Genomic DNA, 17,653 nt, shown 5'->3' with positions numbered 1-17,653 from the left:
GCGATCCCTAGGATCGTTGCGTTTCAGATCAGATCGTCAGCCTCGGCGCGCTTGCTATGACCCCCTCCCTCGCCAATTTCCTCAGCAGCCTGGTTTGGGGTGCAGTGATCGTGGTGGTTCCCGCCTCCATCGGCCTCTTTTTCCTGAGCCAAACCGACCGCGTCGATCGCAAACTCTGATTGCTCTGGCGCGCTTCGTAAACTTGAAGGGTTAGCGCTGCTTTCATTCAGGGCTAACAACCGTTTCCCGGGGGACTCAACGTGGTTAACGCCAGCCTCAACTGGGCCAGCATCGTTGGAATCGTGCTGGCCGTTGGCGGCGCAATGCTGTACTTCATGCGCAGCTTCAAGCCGGCACTCGCCCGCGATTACGACGTTTTTTTTGCTGCTATCGGCTTGCTCTGCGGCGGCATCCTGTTTTTCCAAGGATGGCGACTTGATCCGATTCTCCAGTTCGGACAGTTCCTGCTCGCTGGCACCACGGTCTTTTTTGCCTACGAAAGCGTTCGCCTGCGCGGAATCTCAGCGGAACAAGCCAAACGTTCGGCTTATTTCGACGATGAGCCCCCGAGCCGCGTTCCCGCCGGAGGCCTGCGGGGGGGCTACGACGACGCCTATGACCGCTTTGACGAACCTCAGCCCCTGAGGCGCCGGTTTGCAGGCCAGGAGTTTGATGAGGCGCAAGCGGACGACCAGGACTTCTACCGTCCGCGCCGCAACCCCCGCGCTGCCATCCCCGAAGAGGCAGCCAGCCGCAGACGTGGCCGCAACGAGGCATCCAGCGATTGGACCGGCGATAGTGAGCGGGAGCGACGCATGGCGCGGTTCGGCAACCGTGACGATGAACCCCGCCGTTCTGGCCCGAGCTTCGGCGATCGGCGCAGCCAACGCGAAGACCAGCGCCGCGGCAGCAGACCCAGCCCAGCATCCAGCCGCTCTTCCGAAACGTCTGCACAAACGGAACGGAGCGGTGCTCCGAGCCAACGGACTCAGGGAAGCAGGCCAGTGGGCCGATCCCAAGCCGGCATCCCCCAAGGTTCACCCCTGCGCCAACAGGCGGAAGATGCGGCTTACACCCCGAGCGAGCGCTCAACTCCACCAGCGCGGAGGCCTGCAGGACCGACCGCGGCTCGCACTGAGGGTGCTGATCGCACTCCGCCCCGCAGTTCTCGCCCACGGGACAACAGCTCCCGGTTCGACGACTGAAACGCCTAATCCTGCTGGTCCTCGTGGCTGGTTTGAGCACAGCCGGCTGCAGCGGCAGAAGCCGGCGGGCACCGAGCGGGCTTCTATCAGCCCAACAACAGCAACCCAGCCTCAGTGGCGATGGCAGCAAACTCGCTGTGATCGCTGACCAACGCGGGCGCCCGACCGTGCAACTGAGGGATCTCAAGAGCGGGCAGCCGTTGCAACTGCGCCACTTCTCGCGCCATCAGCCTCACAGCTCACCATCGCTGAGTTGGAACGGCCGCTACCTCGCCGCTGTGATTCAACGAGGAAATCGACGACTCGTACTGATTGAAGATCGACTCACGGGCCGAGCACATCCACTGCGTCTTCCAGCAGGCCGTGATCCTGTGACCCTCAGCCTGGCACCCGATGCACGCGAACTGGCCGTGCAGACGGCTGAGCAGGGGCGCTGGCAGGTTGAAGTGTTCAACCTCAGTGAACTGCTTGAAGCGGATCGTGCGGGCGGGCGCCGCGAAACCACAACCATGCAGGACCCTTGAAGGGATGGCGAGAACCGGTGATCCTGGCGTCAGTGCTGGGACTGTGCATCTCAGGATGCGCCGGGTCCGGCATGCGTCCGCAACCGGGCTTGAATTCCGCCCTGCGACGCAGTGCAGACAGTCGCAGACAGCCAGCCTTGGGGCAGCAGTGGCTGGTGTCGATTGCCAGCCGAAATGGGCGAGAACGCATTGAGCTGGTGGATCTGCGCACCCGCCAACCGGTCCCTCTGCCTGGCCTCAATCAAGCAGGCAGTCAGCCGGTGAGCGCAAGCGTGAGCGGCAATGGCAAACGCATTGCGTTTATCCGCACCCGGGAGGGACGCACAGAGCTGATGCTCTACAGACGCGATGCTGGAGCGCTTCAGCGATTGCCCGTTGAACCATCAGGTGTCCCCAGGGAAGTGAGTCTGGATGGAGAGGGCAGGCGCTTGGCCGTTCAGGTGAGTCGCGAGGGGCGCTGGGATGTGGATGTGATCCGACTCCCTTGATCAGCGCAGGAAACCAGCCCAGTGCAGAAAGGTGTCATGGCTGATGGCTTCCACAATCAGAAGCGCCACGAAACCCACCATGGCGAAACGGCCGTTCACCCGTTCCGCATAGCCGCTCCAACCAAACGCTGGTACATCGGTTGTGGTGGCTGAAGGGGTGAGATCCGGGCTGGCGTTGGATGCGTTGGTGGAATCAGACGTCATCAGAGCAGTCAGGCGAGTTCAGGTTGATAGTTGGAAGCCGCAACAAGGCGCCAGTCACCGTTGCCGTACAACTCCAGCACACTGGAGTGAAAACGCGTTAGCGATGGGCGGTGGCCAACGCTAATAAAGGACACATCACGCTCCAACAGAAGCTCATAGAGCAACCGCTCCGTTTTCACATCAAGGGCACTGGTCGCCTCATCAAGAACCACATAGCGGGGTGAATTCAGAAGCAATCGTGCAAATGCCAGGCGTTGCTGCTCACCCAGAGAAAGAATTCTCTGCCAATCCTGCTTGACATCAAGATCAGGATATCTCGCAACAAGCTGTGGAAGATTCACTTTTTCCATAACACTTTTCAACTGAGAATCGCTGAAAAAGTCTTGGTCACTCGGATAACAAAGCTGTTCTCTCAGTGAGCCCAAAAGCAGATAAGGCTTCTGGGGAATGAACAGGAGATCGCCAGTTGCAGGACGCTCAACAGACCCAGTACTGGGAGTCCACAATCCGCTGATCATCCGCATCAACGAGGTTTTCCCGCATCCAGAGGGACCCACCACCAGGACGCGGTCTTCTTCACTCACTGTGAGGTTAAGGTCACGGATCACGGGAATCCTGGCTTTCGGGGTATAGAGATCTGCATTCGAAATCACAATCCCTCCTCCAGCACGAACAAGCTGGCGTTCATCAGCCGCAGGCGCAGCGGCAACCTGCTCAACTTTCGACTGAAACCCTTCCAGACGGGTAATGCCGGCGGTGAACTTAGCGAGCTCCTCAATTTGATTCACAACAAACAGAAGAGAACCCTCAACCATATTGAAGGCGAAGTTGGCCTGCACAAAACTTCCGTAGTCTGTTTGACCCGAGAAAATCGCCGGCGCCAGGATGAGATAGGGGAAAAAGACGCCGGAATAGTTCGTGGAGCGTCGCATCACATCGATCACAACCTGCCAGTTGATGATGAAATTGAAATTGCGCACAACCTCGCCGAGCCTGCGCTTGGTTTCCTGGGCCTCAGGAGCTTCACCGGCGTAGAAAGCAATCGATTCAGCGTTGTTCCTGATGTGAACGAGCCCGTAACGGAAGTCAGCCTCGTAACGCAGCTGATCAAACTGCAAGGCCACGAGCTTTCGGCCAGCAATCACCAGCAAGGTTGTTGAGAAAGCCGCATACACAAACAAACCTACTGTTAGCTCTCTACTGATTCCCAACAAAATCAAAATATTCAGGAAGAATGTGAGAAGGGCGTCAAAAATTCCAATCGTGAAGGCCAGACTCTGTGCTGTAAAGGCACGCGTATCTTCTGTGATCCTCTGGTCAGGATTATCAACATCAGTCGCCTGTTCGTCATTAGGGTTCAACACGTAATAGGCACGATTACTCATGTAATCGCTGATGAGAGCGCGTGTTAACCAGTCTCTCCAAATAATGCCAAGCTTGAAAGTAAAGAAGATTTGAGAGACCCTGATGGGTAGAGCGACAACGAAACAACAGGCATAAATAATCAAGATTCGATAAAAATTATCCTCCTGCTGCTTGACCAGCGCATTGGTCAGGTCTCGAGCGATAAAACCAATCCCCGCGTTGATCCCGTTCACCGCCAGGAGCATCAGCACAATCGCGGCCAACAGCAACCAGTGCAACCAGCGACGCTGCTTGAGTTGGTTACGAAAAGCCGTAAAACTTGCAACCCCAAGAACAAATAAGGCAACAAATGCACCTCCCCACCAAGACGACCAGATGTCGGTGATGGTGTCAGCGACACCGCCGAAATAATTTTCGGTCAGAACTGGTTGCCAACGCTCAAGAACGTTGAGAAGTCCTGTGAGAAGCGCGAGGACAATGCCACCGACACAAAACAGAAGGGAAACCAGCAGCCATACAAACTGCCAGCCATTCGCTTGATTGAGCGGGAGGAAAAACGGCTGGGCCAGATGTCGCAACTTGCTGAGTTGCTGCCGAAGCGACCGAAACGATCCGGTCCTCACAGGACTAAGAGATGTCATGAAGCAATTCTCGCCTGATTCAGCTTCAACCGGGGGGCCAGGCCAGCGGACGACCACCAATCACATGCACGTGCAGGTGAAACACGGTCTGGCCGGCACCCGCGCCTGTGTTGATCACGGTGCGCCAATCCTCCAGTCCCTCCTGTTTCGCCACCTGCGCAGCCACCAGGAGAAGGTGACCAAGTAGAGCAGCGTGCTGATCACTGGCTTCACGAAGGCTTGGAATGGGTTCACGGGGAATCACCAACACGTGAACCGGCGCTTGGGGGGCAACATCCCGAAAGGCGAGGCAGCGATCGTCGCTGTAGACCTCATCACAGGGAATCTCACCCCGCAGGATGCGGGCAAAAATCGTGTCCTCGGCCATGGCGCTGGGCTCGTTGGAGAAAGGCATGCGACGGACTGGGCATTGGATCCCTGAACCGTTTCAACCATGAATGCTTGCACGTTGCCTCAGCGCCTCGCTGCTTGGAATCGACGCCCGCCCGGTCACCGTGGAGGTGGACCTGGCCCCTGGCCTTCCAGGCCTGCATTTGGTGGGGCTGGCTGACACAGCCATCCAGGAGTCCAGAGAACGGGTGCGCTCGGCCCTGCGCAACAGCGGCTTCCGTGGCCCCCTCGTGAAAGTGGTGGTGAATCTGGCGCCGGCAGATCTACGCAAGGAAGGTCCTTGCTTTGATCTGCCCATTGCCCTCGGCCTGCTCATCGCGAGCGGTCAACTGGATTCACCCTGCCTGCAAGACCTCTGGAGCGCAGGCGAACTCGGCCTCGACGGTCGCCTGCGGCCTTGTCGCGGCATCCTTGCCATTGCCTGCTTAGCCAAATCCCAGGGAGCACGGGGCCTGCTGGTCGCCGCCGAAGATGCAGCAGAGGCCTCCCTGGTCAAGGGCCTGAAGGTGACAGCAGCGGCATCGCTGAAGGATCTGGTGAACCTCCTCCGCGCTGGCGACTTGGTGCAGACCCCGGCACGGCCCCAACACCAAACCCCAAGAGATCCATGCGCTGCTGCAAAGCGATCCGCGGCACCAGCACCTCTGAATCTGCCGGCCCAGCATCTGGCCCGCCAGGGACTGGCCCTCGCGGCTGCAGGAGGCCATCACCTGTTGATGGTGGGTCCTCCAGGGTGCGGCAAGACCCTGCTTGCGCAGCAATTGCCAGGCCTGCTGCCACCTCTCGACGATGCTGAGGCTCTCGAGATCACCCGGCTGCATTCGATCGCAGGGTTGCCTGGCAGGAGAGAGGGCTTGATGCGCCAACGGCCGTTCCGGGCTCCGCACCACAGCGCCTCAGCCGCCGCATTACTGGGTGGAGGCGCGAATCCCAAACCCGGTGAGCTGAGCCTCGCCCATGGAGGCGTGCTGTTTCTCGATGAGCTCGGGGAGTTTCCTCGTGCCGTGCTCGATCAGTTGCGGCAACCGCTCGAAGCGGGGGTGCTGATGCTGAGCCGCGCCCGGGTGCGTTGTGCCTTCCCATGCAAGGTCACCCTGGTTGCCGCCACCAACCCATGCCCCTGTGGCTGGAATGGGGATTCCCGCTGCCGCTGCAGCGAATCCCAAGTGAAGCGCTATTGGCGCCGGATGTCGGGTCCGTTGCTCGATCGGATCGATCTGCAGCTGCGTCTGGAAGCTCCGGCAGCGGACTCCCTGCGCCAAATGATCGAAGAACGCCGCGGTGCGATTGCAAGGGAGACGATGCACACCACGATCGAGATGGCACGCCGACAGATGCAGCAACGCAATCCAGAGGGATGCAGCAATCGCGACCTCTCCCCAGCAGATCTCAGACGCCATGGAGCGTTTCAGTCAGACACGCTCACCTCCTGGGAGCAGGTGATGAGCGTGCGACGCCTCAGCCTGCGCAGCGGCCTGAAGCTGTTGAAGGTGTCACGCACGATTGCCGATCTTGCCGGTGAAAGGGATGTAACCGTGGAGCACCTTGCAACAGCCCTCTGTTTTCGAAGTTTCGACGAACAGATCCAAGAGGGATCTGCACCTGTCTCTCACCGCGCAGCGTGAGGACGATCTCGATAAGGCTGCGTTCCAATGGCAGGAGGTTGCGTCAGCCTCTCTTCGCTGGGGTTCCCCATGGCATGGACAAGGGTTTCAGCGACCCAGCAACGGAATTGTTCAAGCTTCTGGCCCATGGTGTTGACCTCACGTTCTCCCTTCAGTTTCAACGGAACGTGAGGTGGTGCCAACAGGTTGAAGTACCGGTTTTCCGGACAGCGAACTCAGCGACGGCGGCGGCGCTGCTGAGCCTTGCGCTTGTACTTCTCGATGGGCGTTTCGTGGTGACGCAGACGCTTGAGATCAGCGAAGATGCCGGCCTTGGAGACCTGGCGCTTAAAGCGACGCAGGGCTGATTCGATGCCTTCGTTTTCTCCGACCGTGACCTGAGTCATGCAATCTGCAGGGATATCCAGCTGATCAACTTAGCAAGCCATGGTCAGGGTGTTTCTGCGTCCGCTGCCGGAGCCGCATCCCTGTACACGTACAGATGACCCAGGGTGCGCTTCCCGTACTGACGACGCATAAGGCGCCAGCCAGGCTCGAGAACCAACTGAATGAAGTCATTGCCTGGTCCCCCTGCCTTCGCGATCAGATAGGTGGGCTGGGAAGGATTCCGGGTTGGAACGGCCATCAGCTGCACATCGTCCGCCGACTTGATCACCGACAGCCGGTAACGGGTGCCCAGGTCATCGCCTCCGATGCGCAAGGAATAACCATTGCCATCGATGTACCGATTGCAGATCCCCGTGAAGTCAAAGGTGGCCAGCATCGGATTCACCACAGCCGGTGCGCTCCCCGACATCTCGAAACAGGGCCTGGCATTGGTGCGTTGCTCATAGATATTGAGCTGAGCACTGGATCCACTGCCGATCGGTGCCGACACCATCACAAACTTCGTTTGATCCACCTCAGCCGCGGTGAACAAGGACCCTTGAGCCCTGACCGGGGAAGTCAGGCCGGTCGCCACCGTGGCAGTGAGAACGGCAGTAACGATCCGCAAACGGGCCATTCGGAACAAGGTGATGTGTCTGGATGGTAAAAGTCCTGCGCTGGATCAGCCGCCTGGTTCAGGCCGGTTTGTTGATCCGAATCGCAACAAGAAGTGACCCGATGGTGGCCGGGAGGCTCACCCCGAGAATCAAACGTGTGACACGCACGCCAAGGTCTGGATCGCCATAGGCCAGCTCAAACACGCAACCGGTAGCAGCAATTCCCAGCACGCAAGCCAGGGCCAGGAAGAGGCCGGCAAGAGGTTTCATCGGCATAGCGTCAGGCCAGAGAGCGAACGTCATTGGGCTGAAAGCCATGGTCTTTCAGTTCCTTGGTCAACCCTCCGGCATCGGTCACACGGTCAACAAACAGCACACCGGTGAGGTGGTCCATTTCATGCTGGATGCAGCGGGCCATCAGGCCATCAGCCTTCATGGTTCTCGGCCGCCCCATTTCATCGCGGAAACTCACCTGCACCGCGCTGGGGCGCACCACATCCAGATAAACCCCCGGGATGCTGAGGCAGCCTTCCTCATAGGTCTCGAGGCTTGCACTGGCCGAGGTGATCTCGGGATTGATGAGCACGAGCGGGGGCGAGCTGGCTGTTTCCGGATCCAGATCAATCACGAGCAGCTGCTGGTGCACACCCACCTGGGGAGCCGCAAGACCGATGCCACGGGCTGTATACATGCTGCGCAACATGTCGCGGGCCAGATCGCGCACGGTTTCATCCACCTTGCCGATGCGTCTGGCATCCAGCCGCAGAACATCATCTCCAAGGGTGTGAATCTGCAGAGGTGCGGTGTCCAGAGGCTCTTTGGGCACGGCCACCGGAGACCCTGCCTTCTCAGCTGATCGTGCTAATTGGGCAAAGCTCCTGGCCAAGACCTGTCCTGCAATCTGCTGTGCTGATCTTAGGCAGTCCCCTCAACCGTCGGATCGCGCGCCATGGCCACCCGCCAGCCCCTCTCCGCCCGTCAAGCCCTCGGAAAGCAACCCTCCCTCAAAGCACCCAGGGTTCTTGGCGACTGGCTGCTGTGGCTCGAACAGCGCCCCCAGGACAAGGGCCGCACCACTGCGCTGTTGCGGCCTTGGGGACGCCCTGAGCAAACGCCCAAGGAACTCACCCCAGCCCCCTGCAACCTGCGTTGCCGGGTCCACGAATACGGCGGTGGCGCCAGCGCGGCAGCCCTGGATGACCATGGCCTCCTGCTGACCTGGATCGATGACAGCGATGGCTGTCTCTGGGCCCGGTCCTGGGGCGGACTGGCTGACGGAGACCCACAAACCGTGGTGGCGAACGGACCTGCCCGGCGTCTGACGGCCCCTGGCGAGGGTCTGCTGGGCGGTGGTGTGATCGATGCGAAGCGAAACCGCTGGATCGGCGTGATGGAGCACGCCGGGCGGGACGTCCTCGTGCAGGTGGCGATCGACCGCTTGGATCAGACGCCGGTTGTGCTGCACACAGCGGCGGATTTCGCGGGATACCCCGCCATCAGCCCTGATGGCGACCAGCTGGCTTGGGTGGAGTGGCAACAACCCGCCATGCCCTGGGAAGCCGCCGCACTGCACTGGGCTCCCATCAACGCCCATGGTGATCTCGGCAGCGTTGGCACGCTGGCAGGCAGCACACCCGACGCTGAGCGTCCAACATCCATCTTCCAGCCGCTTTGGCTTCCTGACGGCCAGCTGATCGTTGCGGAGGACGCTGGTGGCTGGTGGAATCTGATGCAACACCAGGATCCCGGAGACCCGTCCCAGCGATGGGAACGGCTCTGGCCCATGCAGGCCGAGACGGCCATGCCGCAATGGGTGTTCGGCATGAGCACCACAGCCTGGGATGGGGAACAGCTGATTGCCGCTGTGTGCGCTGAAGGCCGTTGGCAATTGAAGCGGCTCAGCGCCGATGGCTCGATCCGCATGGTGGACCAACCCTTCGACGACCTTGCGGAGCTGCATGCCGACGCAGGCCGTGCTGTAGCGATCGCCAGCAACAGCACAACCGGGCAGGGGCTGCTGGAACTGCACATCGCCAGTGGACGCTGGAGCCATACGCCGGCTTCAGCCCCGGTGTTGGAGCCGGAGAGCATCAGCATCGCCGAACCCCTCTGGTTCGCGGGAGCAGCCGGTCGGCGCACCCACGCCTGGTACTACCCACCCCGCGGCGGCGCCTCACCGAACACGCCCCTGCTGGTGAAAAGCCACAGCGGTCCCACCGCGATGGCCCGCCGCGGCCTCAGCCTCGGCATTCAGTTCTGGACCAGCCGAGGCTGGGGCGTGGTGGATGTGAATTACGGGGGCTCTACTGGCTTTGGGCGGGCTTACCGCGAGCGGCTGAACGGTGAATGGGGCGTCGTGGATGTGCAGGACTGCGCCGCAGCAGCGAAGGCTGTGATCGCGAACGGAGATGCGCACCCGCAGCGGATCGCCATCGAAGGGGGAAGTGCCGGCGGCTTCACCACCCTGGCCTGCCTCTGCTTCACCGATGTGTTCCAGGTGGGAGCCTGCCGTTACGCGGTCAGCGACCTCTTGGCGCTGGCCTCCGAGACCCACCGCTTCGAAGCCCGCTATCTCGATGCTCTGGTGGGTGCATGGCCGCAGGACCGCCAGCGCTATGAGGAGCGTTCACCCCTGCACCACGCCGATCGCATCCGTTGCCCGGTGATCTTCTTTCAGGGTCTGCAGGACAAGGTGGTGGTGCCGGAGCAAACGGAACGGATGGCTGAGGCCCTGCGCCGCAACGGCATCCCTGTGGAGGTGCGCACCTACGCCGAGGAAGGGCATGGCTTCCGCGACAGTGCCGTGCAGGTGGATGTGCTCGAAGCAACGGAAGCCTTCTTCCGCCAACACCTCGGACTCGAGCCCCACCCTCACTGATCCTGCTGGCCGTAATGCAGACCTTTGAACTGGGCATGCACAGCCTCCATCTGCTCTGCATCGAGCAGGGGAGGCTCCCCCAATTGCAGGGCCTGCAGGTACATCTTCGCCAGGGTTTCCACCTCCACGGCAATGCGCAGGGCAGCCTCAAGATCCGAGCCCAGCGTGACCAGCCCGTGCCTGGCCATCAAACAGGCCTGCCGCTCGACAAGCGCTCTCACCACATGTGCCGACAAGGCTGCGGTGCCAAACGTGGCGTAGGGAGCGCAGCGGATGTCATCCCCACCGGCCACCGCCACCATGTAGTGAAACGCGGGAATCGGCCGGTCATGGCAAGCCAGGGCAGTGGCATGCACCGGATGGCAGTGGAGCACGGCTTGCGCCTCAGGACGGGAGGCGAGCACATCCGCATGCAACCGCCACTCGGAGGATGGACGGCGCTGCCCCGACTGCAGCGGCTGGCCGCTCAGATCCAGTGCCACCAGATCCCCGGTTGTCATCTGCTCGTAGGGCAATGAGCTGGGAGTCACCAGCAGTCCGCCGTCGATGCGGACAGACAGGTTTCCCGATGTGCCTTGGTTGAGACCAGAGCCATTCAGGCGACGCGCCACCGCAACGAGTTGCTGCCGCAGAACGTCATCGTTGCCGAGACACTCAGCTCGGGCCATAGAGCCCCCGCAAACCGTCCTCACTGGCCTCTGCCACACCCCGATCGGTAATCAGAGCCGTCACCAGCCGAGCCGGGGTGACATCAAAGGCGGGATTAAACCCCTCACTGCCATCGGGAGTGAGCTGCACCGGCACCAGTGAGCCAGCGGCGGCTCCCTCCACCACCCGCCCCTGGATGTGGGTCACCTCCTCGGCCGACCGCGCTTCAATCGGGATCTCAGCCACACCGTCATCCAGGCTCCAGTCGATCGTGGATGCAGGCAGTGCCACGTAAAACGGCACGCCGTTGTCGTAAGCAGCCAGGGCCTTGAGATAGGTGCCGATCTTGTTGCAGACATCACCGCGGCGCGTGGTGCGGTCGGTGCCGACGATCACCGCATCCACCTCACCGTGCTGCATGAGGTGGCCGCCGGCGTTGTCGACGATCACCGTATGCGGCACCCCCTCCCGCCCCAGCTCATAGGCGGTGAGGGAAGCCCCTTGATTGCGGGGACGGGTTTCATCCACCCACACATGGATGTTGAGTCCAGCGCGATGGGCCTTGTAGATGGGAGCCAAAGCAGTTCCCCAGTCCACGGTGGCCAGCCAGCCAGCGTTGCAGTGGGTCAGCACTTGGAAGGGCATCCCCTGGCGTTCCTTGGGGCGAGCGGCCGCCAGCCGCTGGAAGATCTCGAGGCCATGGTCGCCGATGGCCGCACACATGGCCACGTCCTCCTCGGCGATCAAACCCGCTTCCTCCCTGGCGGCGGCAGCCCGTTGCTCCGGCGGCAGGGGCCGCACCCGGTCGCGCACGCGCTCCAAGGCCCAGCGCAGATTCACCGCCGTGGGTCTGGTGGCGTTGAGCTGGTCAAACGCTGCTGCCAGTGCCGCATCCGCGGGATCAACCTGCAAAGCCAACATCAACCCATAGGCGCCGGTCACCCCAATGAGCGGAGCGCCACGAACCACCATCGTGCGAATGGCCTCGGCCGCCTCTGCACAAGTGCTGAGGGTGAGGGTTTGAAACTGATGGGGGAGCTTGGTTTGGTCGATCACCCACACCGAGCGACCGCCTGGTTCAAGCCCGATGGTGCGCCAGGCCTGGCCATCAATGTTCATTTGATGCGCAATGGGTGACCCAGCCAATCTGCCTGGCCGGTCACTCCCATGAACCAACGGTGCCACCGGGATGGCAACCTGCCGGCACTCACGCAACCGTTATGGGGCTCAAGCTTTTTGACGTGCTGGTGGCCTTTGCCGGCCTGAGCCTGCTGCTGCTGGCGGGGATGGCCCTGCGCCAGAGGCTGCGCTGGCTGCGGGCACTGGGGATTCCCGAGGCCCTGGTCGCAGGCCTTCTGGGGTTGCTGGTTGGCCCTTTCGGACCCTGGTCGGTGTTCCCTGATGCGGTCTACAGGGTGTGGAGTCAAACCCCCGGCGTGCTGATCTCCCTGGTATTCGCCACCTTGTTCCTGGGACAACAACTGCCCAGCCCAAAGGTGATCTGGAACCGGGCCGCCGGGCAGACAGCGTTTGGCATGGTGCTGGGATTTGGCCAGTACCTGGTGGGAGCGCTGCTGGTGCTGGCGGTGCTCCAGCCCCTGTTTGGCACTGACCCGCTGATGGCCGCCTTGATTGAAGTGGGCTTCGAGGGGGGCCACGGCACCGCCGCCGGCATGGGCCCCACCTTCACAGAGCTAGGGCTGCCCTCTGGAGAAACCCTGGGTCTGGCCATGGCCACAGTGGGCGTTCTGACCGCCGTGCTGCTCGGCAGCACCCTGGTGGTAATCGGTCGCAGTCGCCACTGGCTGTCCCGAGGAGACAGCGAAGCCGGCAGCAGCGCCTCCGCCACCCCACTGATGCGAACAGGGGACGGCGACCCGATGTCGGCGGATGAACGACTCGCCCTGGAGACGGCTGCCGGAACCGTGGAGTCAGACCAAGCGGAGTCGATGACCATCGATGCGCTCACGGTGAACGTTGCGCTGGCCGGCGGCGCTGTCGGCCTGGGAATCCTGCTCAAAGCTGGACTCACCCAGCTTGGTGGATTGACTGGAGGCGAGGGCACAGCAAAGCTCTTGGCCGCGATTCCCGTCTTTCCCCTGGCGATGGTGGGGGGCTTGATCGTTCAGATTCTTCTGCAGCGCAGTCGCCAGACCCGCCTGGTGTCACCCGTGGCCCAGGCCAGCATCGGCTCCCTGGCGATGGATCTGCTGATCACCGCTGCCATGGCCAGCCTCAACCTGCCGCTTCTGGAGGAAAACTGGCTTCCCTTCGCGCTGCTCGCTGCAGCTGGTCTCACCTGGAATGTCTGTGCATTCCTCTGGTTGGCCCCTCGCATCTTCAGCGACCACTGGTTTGAGCGGGGCATTGCCGACTTCGGGCAGGGCACGGGGGTCACGGCCACGGGATTGCTGCTGCTGCGCATGGCCGACCCGTTCGGACGCAGCCGCGCCATGGAGGCGTTTTCCTTCAAACAGTTGCTGTTTGAGCCCTTTCTCGGTGGCGGGCTGGTGACGGCCCTCTCCCCCTTGCTGATCGTGAGTTGGGGGTTGCCCCGCTTCAGCGTGGTGGCTCTGCTGCTCACCCTGGCCGCGTTGCTGCTGGGTCTGCGCCTCGGGCGACAGCGCCAACGGAGCTGACGGTCGGGATCCCCTACCCCTGCCGATGGAGACCGCTGTCAGCCTGAAGGGAACGGGAGACAGGAATGAAGAGCCTGTTTGAACAACAGTGGCAGACCTACCGCACCGTGCTCGAGCACGACGCCATGGAGCACCGGGCGGTGGCTGCCGCCACAGGCAAGGAACTGCAGATATGGCTGGCACAACGCCCTGCGCACCGGCCCCTGCCAACACTCGTGGATCTTGGCTGCGGCGATCTGGCCCGCATGGCCGACCTCTTCAGGACCTTGCCCCTCGGCGCCTACACCGGCCTGGACCTGGCAGCGTCGGTGTTGCCCCTGGCCGCGCAGGCGATGGGTGAGGCGCCATTCCCTTGCCGATGGGAGCAGGGTGATCTCCTCGCCTGGGCTGAACGGCCCAACCCTCTGGCCGATGGCAACCAACCGGAGCGCGTGGATGTGATTCATTCCGCTTTCGCCATTCATCACCTCAGCGACAGCCAGAAAATTCAGTTTCTGCGAGGCGCCCGGCAACGGATCGAGACGGACGGTCTGCTGCTGTGGGTGGATGTGTTTCAGAACGAGGACGACACCCGAGAGACCTACCTCGACCGTTACATCGATCGGGTGCGCCACTGGCCCGCACTCAACACCCTGCAGATCCAGGCCATTGTTGAGCACATGCAGGCCTGCGACTGGCCTGCCCAGCGGGGCACGATTGAAACGATCGCCGCCCAAGAAGGATGGAGCTGGCGCTGGGCCTGGCGCGGCACCTCAGGGAGCGAGGCTCTCGCTGTGCTTCAGCCGTGCTCCCTGAAGAACGCAATCACGCCCTGAAGCTCGGCGGCAAAACGATCGATCTCTTCAAACGTCGTGGTGAAGCTGAGGCTGGCCCTGGCCGAACCCGTCACCTTGAAGTGACGATGCAGAGGCTGGCAGCAGTGGTGTCCGCTGCGGATGCAGATGCCGGCGAGATCGAGCATGGAGGCAATGTCGTTGGCGTGGACACCATCAACGAGAAACGTGGCAAGGGCTCCCCGTCCCGGCTGCTGCTCCGGTGTCGGACCAAGGATGCGCAGTCCCTCGATGCTGTCGAGCTGCTGGAAGAGATAGCGGGTGAGTTGCGCTTCCCAGGCAGCGATCTGCTCCAAGCCGAGCGCCTCGAGGTAGGTAATCGCCGCGCCCATGCCCACAGCTTCGCCGATGGCGGGGGTGCCGGCCTCGAACTTATGGGGCAAAGCAGCCCAGGTGCTGTGATCGAGGAATACATCCTGGATCATTTCGCCACCCCCCAGGAATGGAGGCATGGCGTCAAGCAGGTCTTTCCGTGCCCAAAGGAAGCCCATGCCCGTAGGCCCGCACAGCTTGTGGGAGGACCCCACAAGAAAATCAACACCCAGCTGATTCACATCGGTGGATTGGTGGGCCAAGCTCTGGCAGGCATCCACGAGCATCAGCGCACCAACCCCATGGGCCAAGGCCGCGATCTCCTCCACGGGATTGCGGCAACCCAGGGTGTTGCTGATGTGCACAAGGCTCACCAAACGGGTGCGCTTGTTGAGCTGCTGACGCAAATCATCGAGGTCGAGCTCTCCGCTCTCGGTGATGCCCACATGACGCAGAACGCAACCCGTGCGCTGGGCGAGCTGCTGCCAGGGCACGAGATTGCTGTGGTGCTCCATGACGCTGAGCAGCACCTCATCGCCGGCCTGAAGGTTGGCATCCCCCCAGGTGCGCGCCACCAGATTGATGGCCTCCGTGGCGTTGCGAGTAAACACCACTTCATCGGGCCCGGCAGCGCCCACGAATCGGGCCACGGCAGCGCGGGCTCCCTCGAAGGCCTCAGTGGCACGGGCGCTGAGCTGATGGGCCCCCCGATGCACATTGGCGTTGTCATTGCTGTAGTAACCGCGCAAGGCATCGAGCACCGCCTGGGGCTTCTGACTGGTGGCCGCATGGTCGAGATAGACCAAGGGACCACCCTGAGAATCCAACTGATCCAGGATCGGAAAATCGGAACGAGTCCGTTCCGCAAGCGTTACGCCAACGTCACGAGAAAGTGTGGTCATAGGGGGCGGGCGGGATCGTTGATGGCAGCGGATGCCAGCCAGGAGGGCGCCATTGAAGGAAGGCGATCCACCACATCGCAGCAGTAGCCCTTTAGCAGCAGCGCTGCAGCCTCATCGGCAGCCACGCCGCGGCTGCGCAGGTAAAAAAGCTGATCCTGCTGCAGTTGGCTGACCGTGGCTCCGTGAGCGCAACGGACATCGTCGGCCACAATCTCCAGCTCCGGCTTGGCATCCACGCGGGCCCGATTGGACAACAGCAGATTGCGACTGAGCTGGGACGCATCGGTGCGCTGTGCAGCCCTGGGCACCTGGATGGCGCCGTTGAAAATGCTGTGAGAGCGATCAGCCGCCACAGCTTTTTGCAGCTGATCCAGTGATCCCTCCGGGCCTTCAAAGCAAACACTCGTGTGGGTGGCGAATTGTTCATCCGTGCCGGTCATCGCCAAACCGGTCAGGCGAGTGGTGGCCTGTCCATCCACCTGCAGCACCCGAGGCTCCAGCCTCCCGAAGCGCCAACCACGACACACACTCACGAAGTCGTAGCTGCTGCGAGGTTCCTGCTCCACCGCCAGATGGGCGAGCAAGGAGCTGTCGTCACTCGCACTGGCCAGAACGCCATGGCGCAGGCGCGCTTCCTGTCCCAGATGCACCTCAATCACATGGCTGTGCGCCAACGGCGCAGCCGCGGATTCACGCTCAGCAGGAATCACCTGAAACAGATCCAGCTCAGCCTTTTCCTCGAGAAGCAAAAGCACCCGCGTGGCCACCAGACCACCCCCTGCAGCCAGCACAATTTCGAGCGGAGCCACCGAGCCGCGCACGCGCAGAGCCAAAACGCGCTGGCTGCGGGCATGGTTGAGCTCCACGGGCCAGGTCTCAGCGCAACCACAGCGATCCAGGGTGTGCCCAAGGGCCTGCTCGAGCTCGGCTTCGCTCAAAGGCGAGACACCCTCAGGAAGTTGAACTCCTTCGAGGGGATCGACGCCGGTTCCGATCACGAAGCGGGTCACGCCCTGGTGGATGGAAGGCCAGGCATGCTGAGCAGACCCTTCAACGGACGGCAGGGAGGCCATCGCCTCCAGCCGCTTGAGATCTGTGAGCCGCCAGGCTTCCTGGCGTCGGGTCGGCAGACCCAGCCGCTCGAGATTGGCCTGCCCCCGCTTCTGAACTGGTGTCAACACCGTGTTGACCATGATCAAACCACTCCCTCAGCAGCCAGCTGCTCGTCCACCCAGTCGTATCCGATCTGCTCAAGCTCCAACGCCAGCTCCCTGCCGCCGGTCCGCAGAATGCGACCTGCAGCCATCACGTGGACATAGTCAGGAGTGATCTCATCCAGCAACCGCTGGTAGTGGGTGATCAAGATGGATGCGGTCTCCGGGCTGGAAAGTTGATTCACGCCACTGGCAACGATGCGCAGGGCGTCGATGTCGAGCCCGGAATCGGTTTCGTCCAGGATGGAGACCACCGGCTCAAGAAGAGCCATCTGCAGGATTTCATTGCGTTTTTTCTCTCCCCCGGAGAATCCCTGATTCACGCTTCGATCAAGGAAGGCAGGGTCCATCTGAACCACCTTCAGCCTTTCGCGCACATGGTCTTCGAAGTCGAAGGTGTCGAGCTCCTCCTGCCCCTGGGTCTCGCGGCGAGCATTGGTGGACACCCTGAGGAATTCCAGGTTGCTGACGCCTGGAATTTCCACCGGATACTGAAAGCCAAGGAACACACCGAGGCGGGCCCGTTGCTCGGGTTCGAGCGTTAGGAGATCGTCACCGCGGTAACGCACCGATCCTCCGGTGACCCGATACGCAGGGTGACCGGCAAGAACTTTGGAGAGTGTGCTCTTGCCACTGCCGTTACGCCCCATGACGGCATGAATTTCACCGGCACGAACCTGCAGATTCACACCCTTCAGGATGGGTTGATCCTCCACGGACGCATGCAGGTCGGAAATGTCGAGGAGCAGCTCGGCGTCGGGGCGGATCACGATGGAAGAGAGGGCGGGATAAAAGGAAACTC

General features: G+C 61.8%; 20 protein-coding genes. 8 read left to right on the top strand and 12 right to left on the bottom strand.

Annotated elements, in window-relative coordinates:
- The first annotated feature begins 56 nt into the window (after nucleotides 1-56).
- The 4 genes from psbX to KQ296_RS08855 all read left to right on the top strand — a co-directional run bounded on the left by psbX (nucleotide 57) and on the right by KQ296_RS08855 (nucleotide 2,217).
- Nucleotides 57-179, top strand: a complete 123-nt coding sequence (psbX, locus tag KQ296_RS08870; RefSeq protein ID WP_006043150.1) for a photosystem II reaction center X protein — start codon at nucleotides 57-59, stop codon at nucleotides 177-179.
- Nucleotides 180-260: 81 nt separating this feature from the next.
- The gene (locus KQ296_RS08865) at nucleotides 261-1,205 is read left to right on the top strand and encodes a Ycf66 family protein (protein WP_011934020.1); all 945 of its coding nucleotides are present in this window, start codon (nucleotides 261-263) and stop codon (nucleotides 1,203-1,205) included.
- Nucleotides 1,206-1,228: 23 nt separating this feature from the next.
- Nucleotides 1,229-1,729, top strand: coding sequence for a hypothetical protein (locus KQ296_RS08860; RefSeq protein ID WP_011934021.1), 501 nt, complete (start codon nucleotides 1,229-1,231; stop codon nucleotides 1,727-1,729).
- Nucleotides 1,730-1,800: 71 nt separating this feature from the next.
- A complete protein-coding gene (locus KQ296_RS08855; protein ID WP_255486200.1) occupies nucleotides 1,801-2,217 on the top strand; it encodes a hypothetical protein in 417 nt (138 codons plus the stop codon).
- Here the strand turns inward: KQ296_RS08855 and KQ296_RS08850 are convergent, their stop codons facing one another.
- The 3 genes from KQ296_RS08850 to KQ296_RS08840 are packed head-to-tail and all read right to left on the bottom strand — an operon-like array spanning nucleotide 2,218 to nucleotide 4,794.
- Complete coding sequence (locus KQ296_RS08850; RefSeq protein WP_011934023.1) at nucleotides 2,218-2,421, bottom strand: chlorophyll a/b-binding protein; 204 nt, start codon at nucleotides 2,419-2,421, stop codon at nucleotides 2,218-2,220.
- An 8-nt stretch (nucleotides 2,422-2,429) separates the two neighbouring features.
- Nucleotides 2,430-4,427, bottom strand: a complete 1,998-nt coding sequence (locus KQ296_RS08845) for an ABC transporter ATP-binding protein/permease (protein WP_011934024.1) — start codon at nucleotides 4,425-4,427, stop codon at nucleotides 2,430-2,432.
- Nucleotides 4,428-4,452: 25 nt separating this feature from the next.
- Complete coding sequence (locus KQ296_RS08840; protein ID WP_011934025.1) at nucleotides 4,453-4,794, bottom strand: histidine triad nucleotide-binding protein; 342 nt, start codon at nucleotides 4,792-4,794, stop codon at nucleotides 4,453-4,455.
- A 70-nt stretch (nucleotides 4,795-4,864) separates the two neighbouring features.
- Between KQ296_RS08840 and KQ296_RS08835 the strand changes: the two genes are divergently transcribed.
- On the top strand, nucleotides 4,865-6,442 hold the full coding sequence (locus KQ296_RS08835; protein WP_011934026.1) for a YifB family Mg chelatase-like AAA ATPase: 1,578 nt from the start codon (nucleotides 4,865-4,867) through the stop codon (nucleotides 6,440-6,442).
- A 215-nt stretch (nucleotides 6,443-6,657) separates the two neighbouring features.
- Here KQ296_RS08835 and rpsU read toward each other — a convergent pair whose 3' ends face one another.
- Genes rpsU through def form a run of 4 tightly spaced genes read right to left on the bottom strand, consistent with a single transcriptional unit; the run spans nucleotide 6,658 to nucleotide 8,311 of the window.
- Nucleotides 6,658-6,828, bottom strand: a complete 171-nt coding sequence (gene rpsU, locus KQ296_RS08830; RefSeq protein ID WP_006043142.1) for a 30S ribosomal protein S21 — start codon at nucleotides 6,826-6,828, stop codon at nucleotides 6,658-6,660.
- 44 nt (nucleotides 6,829-6,872) lie between these two features.
- Entirely contained in the window at nucleotides 6,873-7,445 is a 573-nt protein-coding gene (locus tag KQ296_RS08825) for a DUF3747 domain-containing protein (RefSeq protein ID WP_011934027.1), read from the bottom strand.
- Between the two features lie 58 nt (nucleotides 7,446-7,503).
- The gene (locus tag KQ296_RS08820) at nucleotides 7,504-7,701 is read right to left on the bottom strand and encodes a hypothetical protein (RefSeq protein ID WP_011934028.1); all 198 of its coding nucleotides are present in this window, start codon (nucleotides 7,699-7,701) and stop codon (nucleotides 7,504-7,506) included.
- Nucleotides 7,702-7,705: 4 nt separating this feature from the next.
- On the bottom strand, nucleotides 7,706-8,311 hold the full coding sequence (gene def, locus KQ296_RS08815) for a peptide deformylase (RefSeq protein WP_011934029.1): 606 nt from the start codon (nucleotides 8,309-8,311) through the stop codon (nucleotides 7,706-7,708).
- A 63-nt stretch (nucleotides 8,312-8,374) separates the two neighbouring features.
- On the opposite strand from def, the gene KQ296_RS08810 reads away from it, so the two are divergent.
- Nucleotides 8,375-10,303: a prolyl oligopeptidase family serine peptidase gene (locus tag KQ296_RS08810; protein ID WP_011934030.1), complete on the top strand. Its 1,929-nt coding sequence runs from the start codon at nucleotides 8,375-8,377 to the stop codon at nucleotides 10,301-10,303.
- On the opposite strand, the gene KQ296_RS08805 is transcribed toward KQ296_RS08810, so the two are convergent.
- Both KQ296_RS08805 and mtnA read right to left on the bottom strand, forming a co-directional pair.
- Complete coding sequence (locus KQ296_RS08805) at nucleotides 10,297-10,971, bottom strand: class II aldolase/adducin family protein (protein WP_011934031.1); 675 nt, start codon at nucleotides 10,969-10,971, stop codon at nucleotides 10,297-10,299. The genes KQ296_RS08810 and KQ296_RS08805 overlap by 7 nt on opposite strands.
- The gene (mtnA, locus tag KQ296_RS08800; protein WP_011934032.1) at nucleotides 10,958-12,070 is read right to left on the bottom strand and encodes an S-methyl-5-thioribose-1-phosphate isomerase; all 1,113 of its coding nucleotides are present in this window, start codon (nucleotides 12,068-12,070) and stop codon (nucleotides 10,958-10,960) included. The genes KQ296_RS08805 and mtnA overlap by 14 nt, the downstream gene beginning before the upstream one ends.
- 14 nt (nucleotides 12,071-12,084) lie before the next feature.
- On the opposite strand from mtnA, the gene KQ296_RS08795 reads away from it, so the two are divergent.
- Entirely contained in the window at nucleotides 12,085-13,590 is a 1,506-nt protein-coding gene (locus KQ296_RS08795) for a sodium/glutamate symporter (protein WP_083833655.1), read from the top strand.
- A 65-nt stretch (nucleotides 13,591-13,655) separates the two neighbouring features.
- The gene (locus KQ296_RS08790) at nucleotides 13,656-14,405 is read left to right on the top strand and encodes a class I SAM-dependent methyltransferase (RefSeq protein ID WP_011934034.1); all 750 of its coding nucleotides are present in this window, start codon (nucleotides 13,656-13,658) and stop codon (nucleotides 14,403-14,405) included.
- Here KQ296_RS08790 and KQ296_RS08785 read toward each other — a convergent pair.
- From KQ296_RS08785 to sufC, 3 genes are read right to left on the bottom strand one after another with little or no spacing between them, the layout of a single operon-like run.
- Nucleotides 14,369-15,637 (bottom strand): SufS family cysteine desulfurase, encoded by a 1,269-nt coding sequence (locus tag KQ296_RS08785; RefSeq protein ID WP_011934035.1) that lies wholly within the window; start codon nucleotides 15,635-15,637, stop codon nucleotides 14,369-14,371. The two genes, KQ296_RS08790 and KQ296_RS08785, sit on opposite strands and share 37 nt — an antisense overlap.
- The gene (locus KQ296_RS08780) at nucleotides 15,634-16,830 is read right to left on the bottom strand and encodes a SufD family Fe-S cluster assembly protein (protein ID WP_011934036.1); all 1,197 of its coding nucleotides are present in this window, start codon (nucleotides 16,828-16,830) and stop codon (nucleotides 15,634-15,636) included. Before KQ296_RS08780 ends, KQ296_RS08785 begins: the two co-directional genes overlap by 4 nt.
- Before the next feature lie 2 nt (nucleotides 16,831-16,832).
- Nucleotides 16,833-17,621 carry a Fe-S cluster assembly ATPase SufC gene (gene sufC / locus KQ296_RS08775; RefSeq protein WP_011934037.1) on the bottom strand — a complete coding sequence of 263 codons (789 nt, stop codon included), beginning with the start codon at nucleotides 17,619-17,621 and terminating at the stop codon, nucleotides 16,833-16,835.
- Between the last annotated feature and the right edge of the window lie 32 nt (nucleotides 17,622-17,653).

This window comes from Synechococcus sp. CS-197 (genome assembly GCF_025128215.1).
Taxonomy (GTDB): Bacteria; Cyanobacteriota; Cyanobacteriia; order PCC-6307; family Cyanobiaceae; genus Synechococcus_C.
This window is presented reverse-complemented; position numbering and strand designations above follow the sequence as displayed.

What these genes read in the sequence shown, in the direction of transcription:
- psbX (WP_006043150.1), top strand. Translation starts at nt 57, where the DNA reads ATGACCCCCTCCCTCGCCAATTTCCTCAGCAGCCTGGTTTGGGGTGCA.
- KQ296_RS08855 (WP_255486200.1), top strand. Translation starts at nt 1,801, where the DNA reads ATGCGTCCGCAACCGGGCTTGAATTCCGCCCTGCGACGCAGTGCAGAC.
- KQ296_RS08850 (WP_011934023.1), bottom strand. Translation starts at nt 2,421, where the DNA reads ATGACGTCTGATTCCACCAACGCATCCAACGCCAGCCCGGATCTCACC.
- KQ296_RS08845 (WP_011934024.1), bottom strand. Translation starts at nt 4,427, where the DNA reads ATGACATCTCTTAGTCCTGTGAGGACCGGATCGTTTCGGTCGCTTCGG.
- KQ296_RS08840 (WP_011934025.1), bottom strand. Translation starts at nt 4,794, where the DNA reads ATGGCCGAGGACACGATTTTTGCCCGCATCCTGCGGGGTGAGATTCCC.
- KQ296_RS08835 (WP_011934026.1), top strand. Translation starts at nt 4,865, where the DNA reads ATGCTTGCACGTTGCCTCAGCGCCTCGCTGCTTGGAATCGACGCCCGC.
- rpsU (WP_006043142.1), bottom strand. Translation starts at nt 6,828, where the DNA reads ATGACTCAGGTCACGGTCGGAGAAAACGAAGGCATCGAATCAGCCCTG.
- KQ296_RS08825 (WP_011934027.1), bottom strand. Translation starts at nt 7,445, where the DNA reads ATGGCCCGTTTGCGGATCGTTACTGCCGTTCTCACTGCCACGGTGGCG.
- KQ296_RS08820 (WP_011934028.1), bottom strand. Translation starts at nt 7,701, where the DNA reads ATGCCGATGAAACCTCTTGCCGGCCTCTTCCTGGCCCTGGCTTGCGTG.
- KQ296_RS08810 (WP_011934030.1), top strand. Translation starts at nt 8,375, where the DNA reads ATGGCCACCCGCCAGCCCCTCTCCGCCCGTCAAGCCCTCGGAAAGCAA.
- KQ296_RS08805 (WP_011934031.1), bottom strand. Translation starts at nt 10,971, where the DNA reads ATGGCCCGAGCTGAGTGTCTCGGCAACGATGACGTTCTGCGGCAGCAA.
- mtnA (WP_011934032.1), bottom strand. Translation starts at nt 12,070, where the DNA reads ATGAACATTGATGGCCAGGCCTGGCGCACCATCGGGCTTGAACCAGGC.
- KQ296_RS08790 (WP_011934034.1), top strand. Translation starts at nt 13,656, where the DNA reads ATGAAGAGCCTGTTTGAACAACAGTGGCAGACCTACCGCACCGTGCTC.
- KQ296_RS08785 (WP_011934035.1), bottom strand. Translation starts at nt 15,637, where the DNA reads ATGACCACACTTTCTCGTGACGTTGGCGTAACGCTTGCGGAACGGACT.
- KQ296_RS08780 (WP_011934036.1), bottom strand. Translation starts at nt 16,830, where the DNA reads ATGGTCAACACGGTGTTGACACCAGTTCAGAAGCGGGGGCAGGCCAAT.